This window comes from Chamaesiphon sp. VAR_69_metabat_338 (genome assembly GCF_031423935.1).
Lineage (GTDB): Bacteria > Cyanobacteriota > Cyanobacteriia > Cyanobacteriales > Chamaesiphonaceae > Chamaesiphon.
In genome coordinates this window covers 1-11,832 of the sequence record NZ_JANPGM010000591.1, presented here as the reverse complement: position 1 = coordinate 11,832, position 11,832 = coordinate 1, and the positions used below count along the sequence as shown (strand labels likewise).

Below are 11,832 nucleotides of genomic sequence, written 5' to 3'. Positions count from 1 at the left end.
ATCGACAGAAGTAGCTAAGACAGGAAATAAACGAATTCTTCCTTGAGACGATCGTGCGGCTTGCTGCCAAACTCGCTCATCATCTTCGCCTTCTAGGATAAGCATTACATCATTACTGAGGCTTAACGACAGGGGATGACCAAAAAATGGGGCTACTTTCTTGATCTGCTGAGGTGCCGCTTTTTGCTGAATTGCTGCTATTCCAAAGTCCTTAGTGCCTATTGATGTGTATTCGGATTCGGCCAATGCACACACAAATGGTGTGCTATGAGTAGCAAGACAGATTGCGACATGCGGTCTAATTTCGTCCGATAAGCTAGCGATCTCTCCCAGAATAAACTTTGCCAAACGCGCTTGAAGATCGGGATGAAGGTGTACGTCAGGTTCATCAAGCAAAAGAATATTGAACTTTGATTTGTCTATAGTTTCAAAGAAGTACATGATTTCTGAAGCTAGTGCTATAGCCTCAGACTCGCCACTACTTATCTGATCTGGTGGAACAGAATCACCCGAACTATTAATGAAGACAAATTTTGAGTCTACCTGCTCAATCGATATATTAGAAAGTAATTTGTTGATCCCTTCTAATCGATCTACTCTGAAATTACGCTGAAGATCTTGTCTAATTAATGTTGAGTCCTGTAGTTTTCTCAAGTAAATAATTTCGATTTCTCTCAGCAAATTTGCAGAGGTAGCTTTGAATTGATCCGCCTGATTCTTTCGTCGAACTTCCTTTAACCAGCCAGGGTTGTTCTCCATGTTATTCTGCATGTTCCCATCACATCTGAACACCCCAGCTCGCTCAGGGCTAATGTATCGAACATTGAATTTTAAGTCGTTTGATAACTTAATATCAAGTGCTCTGAGAAACCGACTTTTCCCAGATCCGTTCCTTCCGAGGATAATGTTGACGTTCGAGATGTTTAGTAACTCAGCTTCAGGAGCCGTGAGTTCTGAATACTTCATTTCCACTGTAGATTATCTTATGTTATTGCGATTGCAGAGAAAATTATGTAAGTTGAGATATTGAATGTATTAATAAATACAAGTTTGATATTTAGATTTTAGTTCAATTGCAGCACAAAAGCTGTTGAGGCTATTTAATAAAGCATTGTAATAAGAATAAGCATCATCGCGATCGATCTGAAGATAATTATACAAAGCCAGTTCTGGCTCTGACACTAGAGATATCTGCGGAATATCCAATCCCGCTGCGGTTAAGCGGATGGATGCGATCGAGATTAATAACGACCCGATCGTATTATTTCTGCCCTGGTAAAGATCTTCCAGCCCAGGTAAGATTAATTCCGATCCTGGTAATTCATTTAGTTCCATTATTTATCCCTCTCTAATGTACTTTCACAACGACCGATAAATTGTTCGATCTTAAAAGATCGATCGCAAATCACTCATTATTAACCATCAATAACTCCTGCAAACTATCTGGAAAATCACCATTCCTAACCATCTTCGTAAACACTTCATAACAATCCCGCTTATCCCCAGCCTTGCGCGGATAACCCAACCACAACACGATCGGGACTTGCCGCTCCTCACTGCTAAAAGCCCTAAAAAACAATCGATAACGATTTGGTAGCCCCATCCCCTTCATCCGGCCATACCGCCGTAACGAGCCAGTCAAAGCAAACTGAGTCGCCAGCGGATCTACAGCGATCTTCTCCTTAATCCCCACCATCACAGCCGCCAACAGCTTCACATCAGGATGTCCGAGGTAATCTGCTTCCGGTAACTCAGCCTTCAACTGCTTCACCCGTTCCCGCAATTGTCGTCGCTGTTCGCCAAATAACTGGCGGTGAAAGTAAATTTCCCAACCATTGCGGATGAGTGCGCTCATTAATCGATTATCACCCCAGCTAACAGCTCATCATCTTCACCCGCCATCTCCTCGGTATATGCTTCCAGATGTTCGGGATTAGTCAGCGCGTCTTTAGTCACTAAATCTAAAAATAGACTCAGCATCAGATCGTCTGAATCTGATTCTGGTTCGACTGGCTGTGGTTCTAACTTGACTAGCACAGTGTTATCGCTCAATACCTCCACCCATCCCGTCGCATTCACAAATTGCGGATGGTCGCGGTAGAAACTAGCTGGCAAGCGGAAACCAGACGCATTACCGATTTTAGCAGGTGCGAGTGGATAGGTTGGATTAGTCATAGCCAAAAATGTTATTACCGATAGTAATAACACTATCTTACCAAAATATTTTAAGTATTATCCGTTCCGCTGGATATATCGAAGTAGTTTTACCAGAAAACTAAAATAGACACGCCTCTTATTTTGGATTTTGTCTAAAATCTAAAATAGCGGCAGTCGTAATCCGTGATGACTCGATCGCAACCCCAATCGATCGATATAATTATCGATCGATCGACTCCTCACTGGAATTAACCAATCATCAACATTGCCGACTTCACTGTGACTCTTTCTCTACTATCGCCTTAGTCATTAGATATTTTGCGACATTATCCTGCGAATAACGACACTAATTTGCGAATAGCGACATTTAATGTGCGAAGGTACGACACCTATTTAGGCGCGTGTAAACCGCATTCTTTCTGAGTGGCTTCTTCCCACCACCAGCGACCTTCGCGTTCGTGTTGATTGGGGAGAGTGGGTTTGGTGCAGGGTTCGCAACCGATACTGACAAAGCCGCGTTCGTGGAGCGCGTTGTAGGGCACTTCTAGCGCGCGGATATACGTCCACACATCCTCAGACGACCAATTTGCCAGGGGGTTGAACTTGACTAAGGGATGGTCTGGAGCACCGAAAGCACCATCGGCTTGAATGACGGGGACACTAGCGCGCGTAGAAGGACTTTGATCTTTGCGTTGTCCGGTAATCCAGGCATCGAGGGTGGCTAATTTGCGCCGCAAGGGTGCCACTTTGCGCACGCCGCAGCATTCTTGGTGTCCGTCTTCATAGAAGCTAAATAAACCCTTGGCTTTGACCATCGCTTCGACGGGAGCGGCTTCTGGATACACGACATCGATCGCGATGCCGTAGTGTTTGCGGACGCGATCGATAAATTGATAGGTTTCGGGATGGAGCCGTCCGGTATCGAGACTGAAGACTTTGACATTAGGATTCAGCTTATAAGCCATGTCAATCAGCACCACATCTTCAGCCCCACTGAAAGAAATGGCAATATTATCGAATAAACTCAATGCCCGTTTGATAATTTGCTGAGGACTCTGGGTGCTCAGTTCGGCATCTAGGGTGGGGAAGTCAAGTTCCGTACTCGCCTGGGTCATGGTTGTCAGCTCTGGAAAAATTAAGGATCGCGCTCATTGCCTGACGATATTTTACAAGAGAAGTGCAGGCAGCGGAAAGTCGATTTATGGAGGCTGGCGCAGGCTATTGGTGCGAGATCCGTTGTTGAAACAGCGATTTCGTCTCACAATTTGAATTGCAATGCTGGTTAAATTTGAATTTACCAGTATCGATCTCCAGATTTTTAGGCACAATCTTAAAATATAGACAAACAGTATCTTTGGTCTGAAACTCAAAGATGGTCAAGCGATCGATTGAGATCGCAACACACTCTAAAATGCTAATTTACAATCCCGAACTGGGTATACTTCAAATAAGAATTTGAAATATTTAGGAGTTGTAAATGTCTTGGCTGACGCGTAATGAATTAATCGAGATGGGCTTTGGTTCTCTAGGTGAAAACGTATTATTATCTAGCAAGGCTTCTATTTACAACACCCAAAATATCTACCTTGGTAATAATGTGCGGATCGATGATTTTTGCATAATCTCTGCTGGTGAGGGCGGGATTAGAATCGGCAGAAATGTACATATTTCGGCATACTCTAGTGTGGTCGGCCAAGCACCGATCGATTTTGAAGACTTTAGTGGTATTTCCAATAAAGTTTCTGTTTTCTCATCGACTGATGATTTTGCCAAAGGGATGACCAATCCGACTGTACCCGATCGCTTTCGACGATTGAAACATCTTCCCGTCCGCTTGGGCAAACATGCGATCGTCGGGGCTAATTGCGTAGTGTTACCTGGAAGTAATTTGGCTGAAGGTACGGCAGTGGGCGCGTTATCGGTGGTAAGAGGCAAGCTAGAACCGTGGACTGTGTATCTGGGCAACCCCGCCAAGCGAATTATGTCAAGATCTCAGGCGATTCTCGATCTAGAGCAAGAGTTACTGTCAAGCGAACAAAACGCGATCGCTACAGTGGACATCGAGCAGATTCAATTCGAGCAATCTTTAGGATCGTTGCCATTATCCTAGCAATGGCAGTAGCTTATTATCTAACGATTAAACCGAGCCGGTATCTCTAGAAAAAGTAGTTGCGATTTATCGATCGCAACTACTTTCCCCGATCCGAAAACTGGTTTTAGAGCATAATTCGCTTTTCTAAATATTGACCGATCGTCACTTGTTCGCCAGCGCGAGAAATAATAGTTTGACGAGTGCGGTATTTTTCGCCAACTAGCTTAATTTCTTCTTCAAATACCGAGCTTTGATACTCAGTTTTCAGGCACATAGTATCGGGATGGGGAAAATGATAAGTTGCCGTAATTGGCTTGGGAGTCGCAAAGCCGCGATCTCGATAGAGGATATTTCCCAACGCGCCAAATAAAGTACTGCCTTTGGAAGCTTTTTTACCTGTAATTGAATCTTTACTATCCCACAGAATTTCGCTGCCACAGGTGAGTGCTAATGCATCTAAACCGTGCATTTGCGCTAGTGTTTGCAATTCGGGGCAACCAGCTTCCAAAAATCTAATTTCAATCTCACTGATAACTTCTTGGGTTGCTCCGTCTGGGAGTGTGTAGTAGCGACGTTCGGACGACCACTTACCAGCGGAGGTGTGGAAAAACTTGGCAACGAGTAATTCTTCAGTAGTCGATGGCGATGGATAGTCTTGTAAGCCTTTGGTCATGGGCTTTGTCCTCACAGGATTAAGTTAGGGTTTGGGTAGCCATGGCAATGTGGCGCGATCTCCACATACCTTCAGCCAAATGCACAGAGTGAATTTTTTATCTAAAGCTCGTAATACTTCTTAATATAGCGAAAATAACTGCTGGTCGATCGTCGCGATTGATGCAGAAAATTAGTCGATCGCTTCCAAACCGATATTTAGACTGAGTTTGAGGGTTTCTATCCAAAATTAGTCAATTGACGAACGGAACCGAATAGTGCTAATCATCATCTGGGTGAAAACTAAACCCGGATTAGCTCGACGGCGTTCCCCGTTGGCATCGCCGCAGTAGATACTCGTCCGCAAAGCACCGATCGCATCGACAATCGCTGCTAAGTGTAAATAGAGATTGCCTCATCTTCGCTCGGATCTCGATCGTCAAAACCGTCCAAATCCCGATCTACCATTACATCACATCCTCTCTATGAAATTAAGTTGGCTCCTCCCCGGACTGATTAGTAGTGCGTGCCTATTCGGTGCCGCACCAGCTCAAGCAGGCAACTTTACTGGCTGGGAATTTAATGCCAGTCAAAATCAGTTAAACTTTGGTACCGATAGTGGCGTCATACCCAAAGCCACCTTACTCGATGGCCCCTATCGTTTGGTGGTGGATCTCCCTGGGACGAAATTGAATGAGGCGACCGTCCGCAAGCAATTTGGTGGTGCAGTGCGGGAAGTGCGGATCGGTCAATCAGAAGACAACATCACCCGCTTGGCGATCGAACTGGCTCCTGGCTATGGTGTTGACCCCCAGAATGTGATTATTCGCAGCGATATTCCGACCCGCTGGTCGATTAAATTGAGATCGATCGAGCGGGGTGTTTCAACAGCCAGCACGGGCAACGTTCGAGCCGTGCCAATCAGTCCGATTGTCTTTGCTGGTGTTGTGCCCATCGGCCAGGAAATGACCGCGCTCAAGAGCCAAATTCAGTCCCTAGCGTCGAAGTATGGTTATCGATCGACAGGGATGTTTATTATGGAAGTAGACACGGGTAATTATCTAGAGATTAATAGCGAGAAAAGTTTTCCTGCCGCAAGTACGATTAAGTTGCCGATTTTGATGGCACTATTTCAAGCTGTCGATGCTGGTAAAGTGCGGATGGATGAAACACTTACCGTCAGACGCGATCTGATGACTGGTGGTTCGGGCGAACTCCAATATCATCCCGGCGCAAAATTGAGCGTGTTGCAGACAGCCACGAAAATGATCGCTATTAGCGATAATACGGGGACGAATATGATTATCGACAGGTTGGGTGGGCGTGCCGCGCTCAATCGTCAGTTCAAAAGTTGGGGGCTGCGCAAAACAGTCATCAATCGGTTGCTGGGAGATTTTAAAGGGTTGAATACAACCAGTCCTGCCGATATGGTCAGAGTCTCGGCATTAATTGCCAAGCACCAACTAATTAGCGAAACCAGCCGCAGTAAAGTCTTAGATATTCTCAATCAAACCGAGAATCGCAAGCTGTTATTTGCGGGTATAGGTAAAGGTGCCGCAATCGCTCACAAGACGGGGACGTTAGGGCGATTGATTGGCGATGCGGGGATTGTGGAGATGCCCAATGGCAAGTTATATTTGGCGGGTATTTTCGTCAAGCGATCGTTTAACGATCTCCGCGCTCGTGATTTTGTCCAAGCGGTATCGCGGTTGACTTATAACTATATCAACGATCGACAAGTAAGTCAGAAACCTTAAGTTAGGGGATAGGGAAGAGGGAATAGTTGATAGGGGCAGTTGGTAATTGCTCCTATCTTCTGTTTTGGTCGATTGCGATGAACATGGAGAGGTGATTAATGGCTCAAATGATTAGATTAGCGATCGAGTCGGATTTTGAAGGGATTCTGGCTCTGCAATCGCGAAATTTGTATGCGAATCTTGCAGCGGAAGCATTGGCGGGTGGGTTTGTGACGACACCATTTACGCCGGATTTATTGCGACAATTATCGATTCAATCTGGGGTATTTGTTGCCGAAGATGGTGGCAAGATCGTCGGGTATGTGCTGGCTGGGGATTGGGACTTTTTCTCGCAGTGGGGAATTTTCAGACTGATGATGGCACGGCTACCCGATCTGAAATTTCAGGGTCGGGAACTAACGGTCGATCGCACTTTTCAATATGGGCCAGTTTGTATCGATGCTTCTTGTCGAGGTAGCAATCTTTTACCAGAATTATATAATCTGATGCGATCGAGTTTTGCCCCGAAGTTTCCAATCGGGATTACGTTTATCAATAAAATCAACGAGCGATCTTTTGCCGCGCATACGCGCAAACTTGGATTAGAAATCATTGATGAATTTGAATTCAATGGTAATTCTTTTTATACTTTAGCTTTCTTGACTGTGAATTAAGTTGGTTAGCTAGATTAAGCGGGGAGCGGGGAGTCGCTTCCATTGCTGGGGAACCTAACCGGAGCGACTCCGCTAAATTCCCACCCTAACAACCCAATTATCAATTATTTTAATGAATTGGTAGTCGATTGAGTTCGGCTTGGTAGAATCGCCACTGGGGTAGGAAAGAATCCATAAAAGCGACAAAACGAGAATTATGACTTGGTTCTAGTAAGTGAACTAGCTCGTGAACGACGACATATTCCAGACATTCGGCTGGTTTTTTGGCGAGTTCTAAATTAAAGCGAATCGTCCCTAAACTGGGCGTGCAACTTCCCCACTTAGTTTTCATTTTGCGGACGCTAAAACTGGTGACAGACACACCCATTAACCGCTCCCACTTATCGATTAGTGGTGGAATTGCGGCTACGATTTGCTGGCGATAAAATTCGTTAACAATCTCCTGTTTTTTGACAACTTCGGTATCAGGATGCACTTGCAGAATTAATCGATCGTGACATAATTCTAAACTCGGTAATGTATCTAACTCGACCAGATCGAGCAGATAGCGTTTGCCCCAGAGATAGTGGCTTTCTCGATCGAGAAATTCGCGTGGTGTTTCTCTGACTTGGCTGCGAATCTTTTGCTGATGTTTTTTTATCCAATCTAGTTTGGAGATCGCAAAAACGCGAATGGTATCGAGGTTCATCCGCATGGGTGCAGAAATTCGGACGTTTCCAGTAGGAGGACAAACGCTCAGATGAACATTTTTGATATTTTTTCTAACTACGTTGACTGCGATGTCACCGATATCGATCGTGTTAATTGTTTGTGTTGCCATGATTTTTAATGCCCCAAAATTTAACCGTATGGTGTGTTACGGCGTAAGCGCAAAGCGCAGGCTTCTCTTCGAGACGCTTCGCGAACGCCAACGTGTAGCGTCTGCTCGAAACGACTGCTGGTTGCAACGCACGCTCTCGCAAGCCGGATCTCGCCAAGCCACAATTCAAGATCGATTATTTGCACTATTATCGCCCCAACGCCATCACTTCATACTCGATCTCAACTTCTCAACGGGGTTAATCACCTGGGAAGCCTTGCATCAAGTGCCCGAAGGTGGTGTCTATACGTCACTACCCAGACAGGCAGAAGCGATCGCCTGTTATTTCGCATATTTGACAAAGCTGAAATTGGCTTTAGGTATCGCCCAAATTTTCCAGCAATAAATCTACCTGCTCTCGCTGTGTAGACAAAAAAAGCTCGCACTGCTGCAATGACTCAACCGCCACTGTAAATCGATCGAATACTTCAGTCAACTCTAATTCGCCACTTTCAATTTCATCGAGTATTTCCTCTACTCGCTCGACTGCTGCTTCGTACTTCCACTCAGTTTTCTTCGCCATCGATTTCCACCACCCTGACTTTTACTCGACCGTTGCCAAATTGGATCGATAACTCTGCTCCAATCGTCAACCGTTGGCGATCGCGAACGATCTCCTCATTATTATCTCGCACTAGCACGTAACCCCGCTGCAAGACCAAGCGCGGATCGATCGCCTGCAATCGCTCTGTCAATCGCACCTGCTCTTGTCGAGCGGTTTGCAATCTTCCGGCGATCGCCAGTTTGAGTCTTTGGGATAGTCGGCGGGTTCTCTCTATTTCTAGCTCTAATTGACGATCGGGTTTGATGCGTTCGCACCTGATTCGTAATTGACTTAATTGAGACTGCCGTTCGATGAATACTCGCTGCATTGCCGAACGCAATCGTTCGACCCTGACGGCATGTTCGTCTGCTAAATCTTCCAGATCGGGAACGATGGCGATCGCTGCTGCCGTTGGCGTTGCCGCTTGGCGATCTGCTGCTAAATCCGCTAGCGATTCATCTCGCTCGTGCCCGATGCCCGTGACGATGGGGATCGGAGATTCCGCAATCGCTCGAACTACGATCTCACTATTGAAACAGCTCAGATCCTCGATCGAACCGCCGCCTCTGGCTAACACGATCGCCTCTGCCCGACCGTCGATAATCACCCGCTCGATCGCCCGTTCGATCGATTGTGGTGCGGCTTCACCCTGAACTGTAGCGGGTGAGAATAGGACGAATACACCAGGATAACGAGATCGCAAAGTACGGCGGATATCGCCCCAGGCAGCAGCGGTAGGCGAGGTGATGACAGCAATGGTTTGAGGTTGAGTGGGTAAGGGTTGTTTGCGTTCGCGATCGAATAAACCCTCGGCAGATAACCGCTGTCTGAGCTTTTGCAATTTTAGAGCTTGCAAACCCTCACCCATGGGTAAAACCTGCTGTACCTGAAACTGGTATTTTCCATGCGGGGCATAGACAGCAATCTTGCCAAAGGCGAGTACTTCCATCCCGACTTGGGGCTTGGTTTCTAGCTCTGGGATCTGGGACTTCCAAATAACAGCCGGGAGAGACGATCTACCCACTTTGTCTTTGAGATTGAAGTAAATCCCGGACGGATGATGACTGGCACTGGAAACTTCACCACTGACCCACACCTGCCTGAGTTCGGGGGTTTGCAGTAATGCTTGCTCGATATAACTGGTCAATCGATCGATCGAAATTGGATCTAGATCTGGGAAACTGTCATTCGGTGAATTGTTCGGCATTATGCAATTTTCTCTAGTAATTAATGCAAGAAAATTCGATCGACTCTGCGATCGGTAAATAGATCGCTCAGTTTGTCCCACTATGCCGATACTGCTGGTATTCTTTATCTTTATGCTGCCAGTACTTTTCCACAGTTTCCTTGGCGGCGATTGCCCCATCATATTCAGTACCGCCTTCAGCAACTAGTCTGGCTCGGACTTGTTTGCGGAGATCGGCGACAATCTTACCATTGACTTTGCGCGTCTGCGACCAATCGAGGATGGGCGGTGGGTAATAACTATCCAGATACTTACCCTTGCTCACTTCATCTAGGCTGTATCCCTGTAATTCCGGTATCCAATGGTGAATGAAACTCAAGTCGGGATCTTTTTCGGCAATATTCTTGTTGGGATTATAAATCCGAAACGTTTCACTCAAGGGATTGGTGACACCCGATTGCATCTGCCATTGCCAATTATCGATCGCCAGATCCCCATCGACTAAATAGTTCATATAGTGTTTGGCTCCATGATGCCAAGATACACCGCAATTAATTGTCAGAAAGGTCGCGCACATCGCCCGCATCCGAAAGTTCATCCAGCCCATCGTGTGAAGCTGGCGCATACTCGCATCGATGAGGGGGAACCCCGTCATCCCTTCTTGCCAAGCTTGGAATAGTTCGAGCTGGTTCGGGCTAAGTTCGTCTGGCTGGTACCAAGTATCGAATTCAGGATAGCGGTTTTGATAAGCTACTTCTGGGTGGAAATACAGCCGCTGGGTAAAGCTATCGTGCCAGCGCAAGCGATCTCGAAAAGCTTTGAGTGAAAATTCGGCTTTGTCTCTATTTACCAGTGCGGCTACTCTAGCTTTGGTCGCTTGGTAAACAGTCCGCGTCGAAATCGTCCCGAAGGTCAGATGTGGCGATAGGTGCGAAGTTGCCCCAATTTGCGCCAACCACGGACGCGATAGTTTCCAGTGATAGCCGTGGAATCTACTGGCAAGAAAGGAGTCTAACGTACTGTGGGCATTGGTTTCCCCGCCAGGAAAATGGACTTTTTCGACATCCCAAAACTGCGCATATTTGTGAGTGAGTTCTGGCAACGTCAGTTGTGGGATGTCGATTTCGATGGTGGGCAAATCAAGCTTGTATGGCGGCTGGTATTGAGGTTGACGCTGATAGGTATAGTACTCCCCAAACCACTCTTGGCGGTTGTCTTGGGTTTGCAGAAAGTTGTTTAAACCCAGGTGAACATCGAGGTTTAATTCCTGGTAGAAGTCTACTATCGATCGATCGCGACTAATTCCATACTCTACTTGGACATCGCGGTTGAAGAACAGTTTAGGTCGCTCTCCGTGCTGTATCAGCTGTGTCGTGAGGTCTTGGATGACTTGGCTGGAGTTGCCCTCAAATAAGAAGAGGCGGCTCCCTAGCTCTTGCAGTTGACGGTCTAAATCTATCAACGATTCAAATAAAAATCTGACCCTAGCTGCGCCAATATCTGCCCAGGTATAAAACCACGGATCGATGATGAAAAATGGTAAAACTGGCGTGTTGTCGGCAGTTGCTAGAGTGACGATCTCATTGTCACTCAATCGTAAGTCGCGGCGAAACCACAGCAGGTGCATACTTTTCAAAAGATGGCTCGATACCTACTAGTTTAACGTTACTACTATATTTGCGATCGAAGCCAATTAAAAAATCCCCTCCGAGGAGAGGATTTAGGTGAGCGCGTATTACATCTAAATCGAACTAAATCCGATTGTCACGCGATTTGAGGTTAGATCGATCGCTCACGCCGACTAGATTTTATGCCAACAGCCGAGGGGCAGGCAGAAATATTCACCTTGTCCGGTGGCAGTGGTAGATTCGATCGAGGCTTGAATTTCGTTCTGGGTAAATGTATAGCCCCACTTTGCACCGAGTTGAACTGC

At 46.3% G+C, this 11,832-nt stretch carries 14 protein-coding genes; 4 read left to right on the top strand and 10 right to left on the bottom strand.

The window, feature by feature from the left end; all coding sequences use genetic code 11:
- From RMO84_RS16340 to RMO84_RS16320, 5 genes are all read right to left on the bottom strand, one after another.
- Nucleotides 1–759, bottom strand: a 759-nt coding sequence (locus RMO84_RS16340; RefSeq protein ID WP_310489496.1) for an AAA family ATPase, incomplete at its 3' end; no start/stop codon positions are given.
- Nucleotides 760–1,035: 276 nt separating this feature from the next.
- On the bottom strand, nt 1,036–1,335 hold the full coding sequence (locus RMO84_RS16335; RefSeq protein ID WP_310489495.1) for a hypothetical protein: 300 nt from the start codon (nt 1,333–1,335) through the stop codon (nt 1,036–1,038).
- Nucleotides 1,336–1,405: 70 nt separating this feature from the next.
- Nucleotides 1,406–1,855: a type II toxin-antitoxin system YhaV family toxin gene (locus tag RMO84_RS16330; protein WP_310489494.1), complete on the bottom strand. Its 450-nt coding sequence runs from the start codon at nt 1,853–1,855 to the stop codon at nt 1,406–1,408.
- Nucleotides 1,855–2,175 (bottom strand): hypothetical protein, encoded by a 321-nt coding sequence (locus tag RMO84_RS16325; RefSeq protein ID WP_310489493.1) that lies wholly within the window; start codon nt 2,173–2,175, stop codon nt 1,855–1,857. Before RMO84_RS16325 ends, RMO84_RS16330 begins: the two co-directional genes overlap by 1 nt.
- 371 nt (nt 2,176–2,546) lie before the next feature.
- Entirely contained in the window at nt 2,547–3,272 is a 726-nt protein-coding gene (locus RMO84_RS16320) for a phosphoadenylyl-sulfate reductase (RefSeq protein WP_310489492.1), read from the bottom strand.
- Between the two features lie 362 nt (nt 3,273–3,634).
- Between RMO84_RS16320 and RMO84_RS16315 the strand changes: the two genes are divergently transcribed.
- The gene (locus RMO84_RS16315) at nt 3,635–4,267 is read left to right on the top strand and encodes an acyltransferase (RefSeq protein WP_310489491.1); all 633 of its coding nucleotides are present in this window, start codon (nt 3,635–3,637) and stop codon (nt 4,265–4,267) included.
- Between the two features lie 106 nt (nt 4,268–4,373).
- On the opposite strand, the gene RMO84_RS16310 is transcribed toward RMO84_RS16315, so the two are convergent.
- On the bottom strand, nt 4,374–4,922 hold the full coding sequence (locus RMO84_RS16310) for a phycobiliprotein lyase (protein WP_310489490.1): 549 nt from the start codon (nt 4,920–4,922) through the stop codon (nt 4,374–4,376).
- Nucleotides 4,923–5,385: 463 nt separating this feature from the next.
- Here RMO84_RS16310 and RMO84_RS16305 point away from each other — a divergent pair, with 463 nt between their 5' ends.
- A complete protein-coding gene (locus RMO84_RS16305) occupies nt 5,386–6,657 on the top strand; it encodes a serine hydrolase (protein ID WP_310489489.1) in 1,272 nt (423 codons plus the stop codon).
- Between the two features lie 98 nt (nt 6,658–6,755).
- Nucleotides 6,756–7,310 (top strand): GNAT family acetyltransferase, encoded by a 555-nt coding sequence (locus RMO84_RS16300; RefSeq protein WP_310489488.1) that lies wholly within the window; start codon nt 6,756–6,758, stop codon nt 7,308–7,310.
- Between the two features lie 109 nt (nt 7,311–7,419).
- On the opposite strand, the gene RMO84_RS16295 is transcribed toward RMO84_RS16300, so the two are convergent.
- Complete coding sequence (locus RMO84_RS16295; protein ID WP_310489487.1) at nt 7,420–8,130, bottom strand: SprT family zinc-dependent metalloprotease; 711 nt, start codon at nt 8,128–8,130, stop codon at nt 7,420–7,422.
- Nucleotides 8,131–8,158: 28 nt separating this feature from the next.
- On the opposite strand from RMO84_RS16295, the gene RMO84_RS16290 reads away from it, so the two are divergent.
- The gene (locus RMO84_RS16290) at nt 8,159–8,515 is read left to right on the top strand and encodes a hypothetical protein (protein ID WP_310489486.1); all 357 of its coding nucleotides are present in this window, start codon (nt 8,159–8,161) and stop codon (nt 8,513–8,515) included.
- On the opposite strand, the gene xseB is transcribed toward RMO84_RS16290, so the two are convergent.
- The 3 genes from xseB to RMO84_RS16275 form a co-directional block, all read right to left on the bottom strand.
- Complete coding sequence (gene xseB / locus RMO84_RS16285) at nt 8,486–8,692, bottom strand: exodeoxyribonuclease VII small subunit (protein ID WP_310489485.1); 207 nt, start codon at nt 8,690–8,692, stop codon at nt 8,486–8,488. The genes RMO84_RS16290 and xseB overlap by 30 nt on opposite strands.
- The gene (gene xseA / locus RMO84_RS16280) at nt 8,676–9,920 is read right to left on the bottom strand and encodes an exodeoxyribonuclease VII large subunit (protein WP_310489484.1); all 1,245 of its coding nucleotides are present in this window, start codon (nt 9,918–9,920) and stop codon (nt 8,676–8,678) included. Before xseA ends, xseB begins: the two co-directional genes overlap by 17 nt.
- A gap of 67 nt (nt 9,921–9,987) precedes the next feature.
- Nucleotides 9,988–11,526 (bottom strand): deoxyribodipyrimidine photo-lyase, encoded by a 1,539-nt coding sequence (locus RMO84_RS16275; RefSeq protein ID WP_310489497.1) that lies wholly within the window; start codon nt 11,524–11,526, stop codon nt 9,988–9,990.
- Nucleotides 11,527–11,832: the final 306 nt, after the last annotated feature.

What these genes read in the sequence shown, in the direction of transcription:
- RMO84_RS16335 (WP_310489495.1), bottom strand. Translation starts at nt 1,335, where the DNA reads ATGGAACTAAATGAATTACCAGGATCGGAATTAATCTTACCTGGGCTG.
- RMO84_RS16330 (WP_310489494.1), bottom strand. Translation starts at nt 1,855, where the DNA reads ATGAGCGCACTCATCCGCAATGGTTGGGAAATTTACTTTCACCGCCAG.
- RMO84_RS16325 (WP_310489493.1), bottom strand. Translation starts at nt 2,175, where the DNA reads ATGACTAATCCAACCTATCCACTCGCACCTGCTAAAATCGGTAATGCG.
- RMO84_RS16320 (WP_310489492.1), bottom strand. Translation starts at nt 3,272, where the DNA reads ATGACCCAGGCGAGTACGGAACTTGACTTCCCCACCCTAGATGCCGAA.
- RMO84_RS16315 (WP_310489491.1), top strand. Translation starts at nt 3,635, where the DNA reads ATGTCTTGGCTGACGCGTAATGAATTAATCGAGATGGGCTTTGGTTCT.
- RMO84_RS16310 (WP_310489490.1), bottom strand. Translation starts at nt 4,922, where the DNA reads ATGACCAAAGGCTTACAAGACTATCCATCGCCATCGACTACTGAAGAA.
- RMO84_RS16305 (WP_310489489.1), top strand. Translation starts at nt 5,386, where the DNA reads ATGAAATTAAGTTGGCTCCTCCCCGGACTGATTAGTAGTGCGTGCCTA.
- RMO84_RS16300 (WP_310489488.1), top strand. Translation starts at nt 6,756, where the DNA reads ATGGCTCAAATGATTAGATTAGCGATCGAGTCGGATTTTGAAGGGATT.
- RMO84_RS16295 (WP_310489487.1), bottom strand. Translation starts at nt 8,130, where the DNA reads ATGGCAACACAAACAATTAACACGATCGATATCGGTGACATCGCAGTC.
- RMO84_RS16290 (WP_310489486.1), top strand. Translation starts at nt 8,159, where the DNA reads ATGGTGTGTTACGGCGTAAGCGCAAAGCGCAGGCTTCTCTTCGAGACG.
- xseB (WP_310489485.1), bottom strand. Translation starts at nt 8,692, where the DNA reads ATGGCGAAGAAAACTGAGTGGAAGTACGAAGCAGCAGTCGAGCGAGTA.
- xseA (WP_310489484.1), bottom strand. Translation starts at nt 9,920, where the DNA reads ATGCCGAACAATTCACCGAATGACAGTTTCCCAGATCTAGATCCAATT.
- RMO84_RS16275 (WP_310489497.1), bottom strand. Translation starts at nt 11,526, where the DNA reads ATGCACCTGCTGTGGTTTCGCCGCGACTTACGATTGAGTGACAATGAG.